The organism is Burkholderia sp. Ac-20344 (assembly GCF_017104975.1).
Lineage (GTDB): Bacteria > Pseudomonadota > Gammaproteobacteria > Burkholderiales > Burkholderiaceae > Burkholderia.
On record NZ_JAAGPP010000250.1, the window covers coordinates 1 to 7,620 of the forward strand.

Annotated in this window: 5 protein-coding genes and 1 pseudogene; all 6 read right to left on the bottom strand. The window is 68.2% G+C overall.

Annotation, left to right across the window (positions count from 1 at the left end):
• Positions 1–802 (bottom strand): PTS glucose transporter subunit IIA (locus G3N64_RS37375; protein ID WP_205788631.1); only part of this gene is annotated, 802 nt, incomplete at its 3' end.
• Between the two features lie 15 nt (positions 803–817).
• Positions 818–1,834, bottom strand: a complete 1,017-nt coding sequence (locus G3N64_RS37380; RefSeq protein WP_205788633.1) for an SIS domain-containing protein — start codon at positions 1,832–1,834, stop codon at positions 818–820.
• Positions 1,827–2,930, bottom strand: coding sequence for an N-acetylglucosamine-6-phosphate deacetylase (gene nagA / locus G3N64_RS37385; RefSeq protein WP_175951476.1), 1,104 nt, complete (start codon positions 2,928–2,930; stop codon positions 1,827–1,829). The genes G3N64_RS37380 and nagA overlap by 8 nt, the downstream gene beginning before the upstream one ends.
• Before the next feature lie 98 nt (positions 2,931–3,028).
• Positions 3,029–3,763 carry a GntR family transcriptional regulator gene (locus G3N64_RS37390; protein ID WP_039346124.1) on the bottom strand — a complete coding sequence of 245 codons (735 nt, stop codon included), beginning with the start codon at positions 3,761–3,763 and terminating at the stop codon, positions 3,029–3,031.
• 318 nt (positions 3,764–4,081) lie between these two features.
• Positions 4,082–7,285 (bottom strand): error-prone DNA polymerase, encoded by a 3,204-nt coding sequence (locus tag G3N64_RS37395; RefSeq protein ID WP_205788632.1) that lies wholly within the window; start codon positions 7,283–7,285, stop codon positions 4,082–4,084.
• Between the two features lie 6 nt (positions 7,286–7,291).
• Positions 7,292–7,620: pseudogene (locus G3N64_RS37400) on the bottom strand (DNA polymerase Y family protein); the annotation flags it as partial.

Here is a 7,620-nt window from a genome sequence, read left to right on the forward strand (position 1 = left end):
TCGCTTCGCGCAGCAGCTCGTGCTCGACCGCATCGACGGCCTGCTGCGCGTGCGCGCCACGGCCGACCAGTTCGACCGTCGCGCCTTCGCCAGCGCCGAGGCCGAGCAGGCCGACGACGCTCGCGATCGACGCCTTGCGGCCGTCGAACAGCACGTCGACGGTCGCGTCGAACCCGCGCACCGCTTCGCGCGCCCGCGCGGCCGGCCGCGCATGCAGGCCGCCCGGCTGCGCCAGCACGATTTCACGGTGCACTTCGTTGTGCGCCGCGGCGCCGGTTTGTGCCGCCTGCACGGCCGCTTCGCCCTTGCCGCGTAGCGCGAGCAGCGGTGTCTCGCCGGCCGTCGCGAAGCCGCTGGCGCGATCGACGACCTCGAATGCGTCGGAGTTCGCGATCGCGATCACCGACACGAGCGAATGCGCGCTGCGCGCCACCGCGTCCTGGTCGAACTCGATCAGCAGATCGCCCGCTTCAACGCGCGCGCCGGCCTCGACGTGCGCGATGAAGCCCTGCCCGTTCAGCTCGACGGTATCGATGCCGATGTGCAGCAGCACTTCCGCGCCTTGCGGCGTCGTGATCGTCACCGCGTGGCCCGTGCGCGCGAGATGCGACACGACGCCCGCGCACGGCGCGACGAGCTGGCCCGCGAGCGGGTCGATGCCGATGCCGTCGCCGAACATCCCGCCGGAGAACACCGGATCGGGCACGTCGGCCAGCGCGACGATCGGCCCCGTCAAGGGGCTAAGCAGGACGATCTGATCGTGGGTGGGGCTCTTCAACTGGGACTCCTCGGCGCGTCTCATCGGCTGTCTCGGCTATCAGTGCGTTTCGGTGACTTTGTTCAGGTGGCGCGGCGTGTCGGGATTGCGGCCGCGCGCGACGGCGAGATCCGCCGCCATCACGTAGAACGAAAGAATGGCGGCGATCGGGTCGAGCGCCGAATGGGCGGACTGCGCAAGCGGCAGCACGGTGCCCGATACGCCGGGCGTGCCGGCGGGCACCGCGAGCAGCACGGCGGCGCCGCGGGCGCGCATGTCTTCGGCGAGCTGCAGCAGGCCGGCCTGCTCGGGCCCAGGCGGCGCGAACACGAGCAGCGGATAGTCGCGGTCGATCAGCTCCATCGGGCCGTGGCGGACTTCGGCGCTCGAGAACGCCTCGGCCTGGATGCCGGAGGTTTCCTTCAGTTTCAGTGCGGCTTCCTGCGCGATCGCGAGGCCCAGGCCGCGGCCGATCACGATCATCCGCTCGACCCCGGCCAGCGCGGCAACCGCCTGCGACCAGTCGAGCCGGCCGGCCTGCGCGAGCACGTCGGGCAGGCCGCGCAGCGCGGTCATCAGCGCGGCGTCGCGCTGCCAGTAGGCGACGATCTGCGCGGACAGCGACAGCATCGCGATATAGCTCTTCGTCGCGGCCACCGACAGTTCGGGGCCGGCGAGCAGCGGCAACTGGTGCTCGCATGCATCGGCGAGCGGCGACGGCAGCACGTTCACGGCGGCGACGGTGCGCGCGCCGGCTTCGCGCAGCGCGGCCATCGTATTGACGAGATCGGGGCTCTTGCCCGACTGGGAGAAGGCGATCGCGAGCTGGTCCTGCACTTTCAGCGGCGCCTGCTGCAGCGTGGCGACCGACATCGGCAGCGACGCGACCGGCACGCCGAGGCGGCTCATCGTCAGGCTCGCGAAATAGCTCGCGGCGTGATCCGAGCTGCCGCGCGCGACCGTCAGCGCAACGGCCGGCGGGTGATCGAGCAATTGGCCGGCGAGCGCTTCGACGCGCGCGGTATCGGCGATCTGCGCGGCGACGACCTGGGCGGACTCGCGCGCTTCCTTAAGCATATTCGACAATCGATTCTCCTTCGACATAGGTCGCGGTGAGGTTCAGGTCGCGATCGAACACCGCGAGGTCGGCCCATGCACCGCGCTCGAGGCGGCCGCGATCGGCGATGCCGAGGTAGTCGGCCGCGTAGCGCGACATCCGGTTCGACACGTCGGCGATCGGCAGGCCGAGCGACACGAGGTTGCGCAGCGCCTGGTCCATCGTCAGCGTGCTGCCGGCGAGCGTGCCGTCAGCGAGGCGCACGCCGCCGAGGCACTTCGTCACGTGCTGGCTGCCGAGCCGGTATTCGCCGTCGGGCATGCCCGTGGCGGACGTGCTGTCGGTCACGACGTACAGGCGCGGGATTGCGCGCAGCGCAGCACGAATCGCGCCCGGGTGCACGTGCAGCAGGTCGGGGATGATTTCCGCGTATTCGGCATGTGCAAGCGCCGCGCCGACCAGGCCCGGGTTGCGGTGATGCAGCGGCGACATCGCGTTGAACAGGTGCGTGAAGCCGCACGCCCCGTGCTTGAGCGCGGCCACCGCGTCGTCGTAGGTCGCGAGCGAATGGCCGAGCTGCACGCGCACGCCGCGCGCGGCCATCTCGCCGATGATCTCGATGTGGCCGGCGATTTCCGGCGCGAGCGTGACGACACGGATCGGCGCGATCGACAGGTACTTCAGCACTTCGTCGAGCACGGCGGACACGGCCGCGTCGGGCTGCGCGCCGAGCTTGCCGGGGTTGATGTACGGCCCTTCGAGGTGCACGCCGAGCACCCGTGCGCCGCCCGGCGTGCGGGTGCGCGCGACGCTGCCGAGGTTGCCGACGACTTTCATCAGTTCGTCGCGCGGCGCGGTCATCGTCGTCGCGAGCAGGCTCGTCGTGCCGAATTGCGCATGCGTGCGGGCGATCGTCTCGATCGCGTCGCCGCCTTCCATCACGTCGGCGCCGCCACCGCCGTGCACGTGCAGGTCGATGAAGCCGGGCAGGATGTACGGCGCGTCGTTCTTCGCGGGATCGACGGGCTTGCCGTCGAGGGTCGTGATGCGGCCGTTCTCGCTATCGAGCGAACCGTGAATCCAGCCGTCGGGGGTAAGGATGTTTCCAGTCAGCATGACGTTCTCTTGATGATCTGGTGACGCGGGCATCCGCGTCGTGATTTGCAAATCCATGTCGTGACTTCACGCTTACCGCACGCGGGCAGTCTCGCGCGTCAGCGTTTCAGTTCGGCGACGAAGTCGTAATAGTCGTCGCGGCAATACGTCTCACTCACTTCGATCGCGCGCTGGTCGGCGCCGTAGCCGATCCGCGTGATCACCAGCAGCGCCGAGCCCGGCTTCACCGCCATCCATTTCGCGATCGCGTGGGTCGCATTCGCCGCGCGAAAGTGCTGCAGCGCGCGCACGACGGTCATCCCGCGCGCTTCGAGGTATTCGTACAGCGACGCACCGAGTGCCTGCGGATCCGGCACCACCGCGGCCGGCAGCGTCGAGTGCTCGACGGCCATCACGATGCCGTCCGCGCGGCGCAGCCGTTCGAGCCGCGCCACCGTCGCGCCGGGCGCGAGGCCGAGACGCGTGATCTCGTCGCGGTTTGCGGCGCGCAGCGTGCGCGACAGCCACACCGAATCGGGCACGAAGCCGCGCTGCTGCATCTTCGCGGTGAAGCCGACGAGACGCGACAACGGATCGGCGACGCGCGGCGTGATGAAGCTGCCCGCCCCGCGCGCCCGCTTGATCAGCCCCTGCTCGACCAGCAGCGCGAGTGCGCGACGGGCCGTGATCCGCGACACGCCGACCGACACCGACAGCAGCCGCTCCGACGGCAGCGCCTCGCCGGCCCGCCACGCGCCGGCGTGAATCGCGCTCGCCAGGTTGCGGGCGAGCTGCAGATAAAGCGGCGTGTCGCTGAGGGGATCGGGCGCCAGTTCGGACCAGCCGGTTTCCATGTGCCTCCGGGTGTCGGACGACGACCGCAGGCCGTCGAAAGTGAGGGCATTATATAACCACAATAATACCAGTCAACGAACTGGTATTAGCTGCGCCGAAATCGCCGAAAGCCTTGCCCGGCAAGCGTTTTAGTGCCAAGAAACCCTTTGTTTACAACGAAGTGCAGAATAGGTATTTACCCGGAGTGGTATGCAAGGGGTCAGTTCCAGTGGGCGGACCAGCCATGTTTCGGGGGCAGATATGAGACCGAAATAGAACCAGTTGAGCCGACTGGTATGCACGGAAGGCGGCAGGCGCGCCGCCACCGCCACGGTGCGTCAGTGGAACTCGCGGCTCGATGTACGCAGGCCGCCGAGCAGCGGCGTCAGATCCTCGAAGTGCTGCACGACGAGGTGCCTCACGTCGCTCGCGACCTGCCACACGCCGGACGCGGCGAGCAGCCGCGAATCGAGGGTTTCGCGGCGCTGCCGCGCGAGCAGCTCGGGCCGGACGATCAGGTTCACGCAGCCCGTTTCGTCCTCGAGCGTCATGAACATCACGCCTTTCGCGGTACCCGGCATCTGCCGCGCGGTCACGAGCCCGCACGCGCGCGCGAGCCGGCCGTCGGGTCGGTCGTGCAATTCGGCCGCGGACGACAGCCGCCGCGCGCGTAGCTCGGGCCGCAGCAGCGCGACGGGGTGGCGGTTCAGCGTGAGGCCGGTGGTGTGATAGTCGGCGAGGATGTCGTCGGCTTCCGACGGCGCGCCGAGTACGGGCTTCTCGGGTTCGTCGATCGGCGCGGCGGCCAGCAGGTCGCGTTCGGGTGCCGCTGCAACCGCTTGCCACAGCGCATCGCGGCGATGGCCGGCGAGCGTCGCAAGCGCGTTCGCGGCGGCGAGCGCCTCGAGATCGCGGCGTTCGAGCTGCGCGCGGCGCGCGAGGGTATCGACGTTGTCGAACGGCCCCGTCGCGCGTGCGGCTTCGATGCGGCGCGCGGCGGCTTCGCCGAGACCGCGCACGAGCGACAGGCCGAGCCGCACGGCCGGCTGCCCGTGCGGCGGCGGCTGGCCGGGCAGCGCTTCGAGCGATGCTTCCCAGTTGCTTTGCGTCACGTCGATCGGCCGCACCTGCACGCCGTGGCGCTTCGCGTCCTGCACGAGTTGCGACGGCGGGTAGAAACCCATCGGCTGGCTGTTCAACAGCGCGGCAAGGAAGATCGCCGGTTCGTGGCATTTGAGCCAGCTGCTGGCGTACGCAAGTTTCGCGAAGCTTGCTGCGTGGCTTTCGGGGAAACCGTAATCGCCGAAGCCCTTGATCTGCTCGAAGATCTGTTCGGCGAAGTCGGGCGGATAGTCGCGCTCGCGCATCCCGTCGACGATCTTGCGGTGATATTTCTCGAGATTGCCCTTGCGCTTCCACGCGGCCATCGCGCGGCGCAGTTCGTCAGCCTCGCCGGGCGTGAAGCCGGCCGCGATCATCGCGATCTGCATCACCTGTTCCTGGAAGATCGGCACGCCGTACGTCCGTTCGAGCGCGGGCTTCAGGTCCTCCTTCGGATAGCTGACCTTTTCGATTCCCTGGCGGCGTTTCAGATAGGGGTGCACCGCCCCGCCCTGGATCGGCCCCGGCCGCACGATCGCGACCTCGATCACCAGATCGTAGTAAGTCCGCGGGCGCAGGCGCGGCAGCATCGACATCTGCGCACGCGATTCGATCTGGAACACGCCGACCGTGTCGGCACGACAGATCATGTCGTAGGTCGCTTTGTCATCCTGCGGAATGTGCTTCAGCGTGAACGGCTCACCATCCGGCTCCGGCGGCCCGCGCCACGCGGTGCGCATGTCGAATGCGCGATGCAGCGCCGACAGCATGCCGAGCGCGAGCACGTCGACCTTCATCAGCCCGAGTGCCTCGAGATCGTCCTTGTCCCACTGGATCACGCGCCGCCCGTCCATCGCCGCGTTCTCGACCGGCACGAGCCGCGTGAGCTTGCCGCGGCTGATCACGAAACCGCCCGAGTGCTGCGAAAGATGGCGCGGAAAGTTCAGCAGCCGCGCGGCGAGCCGGGCCCACGCGTGGATGAGCGGCGTCTCGGGATCGAGCCCGATCGTCGAGAATTGCTGCAGCAGGTCGCGGCTGCCGTCGAACCAGCGGTGCGCTTTCGCGACGCGGTCGACCAGCATCGGATCGACGCCGAGCGCCTTGCCGGTTTCGCGCAGCACGCCACGCGGGCGATAGGTCGATACGGCGGCCGCGAGTGCGGCGCGGTTGTGTCCGTATTTTTCGTAGATGTGCTGGATCACTTCTTCCCGGCGCTGATGCTCGAAGTCGACGTCGATATCGGGCGGCTCGCCGCGCTCCGCGCTGATGAAGCGTTCGAACAGCATCGTGCTCTGCTCGGGATTCACCTCGGTGATGCCAAGGCAGAAGCAGACGACCGAGTTCGCCGCCGAGCCGCGGCCCTGGCACAGGATGTTCTGGCTGCGCGCGTATTTGACGATGTCGTAGACGGTCAGGAAGAACGGTTCGTAACGGAGTTTCTCAATCAGCGCCAGCTCGTAGTCGATCCGCTCCTGCACGTGCCCAGGTACCTTTCCGGAGTAACGTTGAAGCGCACCGTTCCGGGTCTCCTGCTTGAGGTAACTCGTCGGCGTGTGCCCCTTCGGCACGATCTCGTCGGGATATTCGTAGCGAAGCGAGTCCAGTTCAAACGGACACGCATCGAGAATTGCGCACGTCTGCGCAATCTCGTCCGGCGAGTACAGTTGCCCGATACGCTGCCGCGAACGCAAATGCTGTTCCGCATTCGGCGCAAGCGCATACCCGCACTCGGAAACCGGCATGCCGACGCGAATCGCCGTCATCACGTCCTGCAGTTCCTTGCACGAGCGCCGGTGCATCGTCACGTCGCCGAGTGCGACGATGCGCACGCCGCGCCGCTCGCCGGCCGCACGAATCTCCTCGCGCTGCGCACCGTCCAGCGCGCGCTGCAGTTGCACGAGCCCGAGCCGTGCACGTTCGCCGAAGGTCGTGCGAAACCACGCGACCTGCGCATCGAGTACATCAGCACGCACCGGATACGTCGGCACGAGAATCGCGAAGCAGTCGGGCATGCCGCGCAAGTGCGCAAACTCGGCAGGTGGCGCCGACAGCATCCGCGACGTCAGCTTGTAAGTGCCCTTCGGCGATGCCATCCGTCGCCACGAAATCAGCTCGGACAGGTTGCCGTAGCCTTCACGATTCTGCGCAAGCAACACGAGCCCGAACGCGCCGGGGCCCGGATCGTGGCCGGGCGCGACTTCATCCGGCGTGACGTCGAAATACGAACCGATGACGAGCGGCAGCCCTTTCGCCTTCGCCGCGACATGCATGCGCGGCGCACCGGCGAGCGAGCATTCGTCGGTGATCGCGATCCCGCGATAGCCGAGCTCGAACGCGCGCTCGACCAGTTCTTCCGCATGCGACGCGCCATGCAGGAACGAAAAGTTCGAACGGCAGAACAACTCCGCGTAATCGGGCAGCCAGCTGAATTCCGCAACCATGACCGCTCACCCGAACAGGCCGTGCAGGAACCAGCGCGGCTCGGCCTCGCTCCCCGCCCGCTCCTTGAACACCCAGTAGCACGCACCGGCCTCGTCCTGCGCGACGCAGTAATCGCGCGCAGCGAGCTGACCGTCGAACCACCCGGCCTCGATCCGTTCCACCGACGACATCATCCTGAGCGGCGTATGAAATACCGGCCGCTCCCCGCGCATCAACAACGGCAGCGGCTCCGCCAGCAACCACGCGGGCCTCGGCGGCACGGCGGGCGGCCCGGCAGCCGGCTTGCCGGCCTGCGCATCGAGCGGCAGCCAGCGGTTCGCGGCCTCGGGCCGGT

Bases quoted from the DNA above. Each gene is read 5' to 3' on its own strand.
- G3N64_RS37380 (WP_205788633.1), bottom strand. From the start codon at position 1,834: ATGCTTAAGGAAGCGCGCGAGTCCGCCCAGGTCGTCGCCGCGCAGATC.
- nagA (WP_175951476.1), bottom strand. From the start codon at position 2,930: ATGCTGACTGGAAACATCCTTACCCCCGACGGCTGGATTCACGGTTCG.
- G3N64_RS37390 (WP_039346124.1), bottom strand. From the start codon at position 3,763: ATGGAAACCGGCTGGTCCGAACTGGCGCCCGATCCCCTCAGCGACACG.
- G3N64_RS37395 (WP_205788632.1), bottom strand. From the start codon at position 7,285: ATGGTTGCGGAATTCAGCTGGCTGCCCGATTACGCGGAGTTGTTCTGC.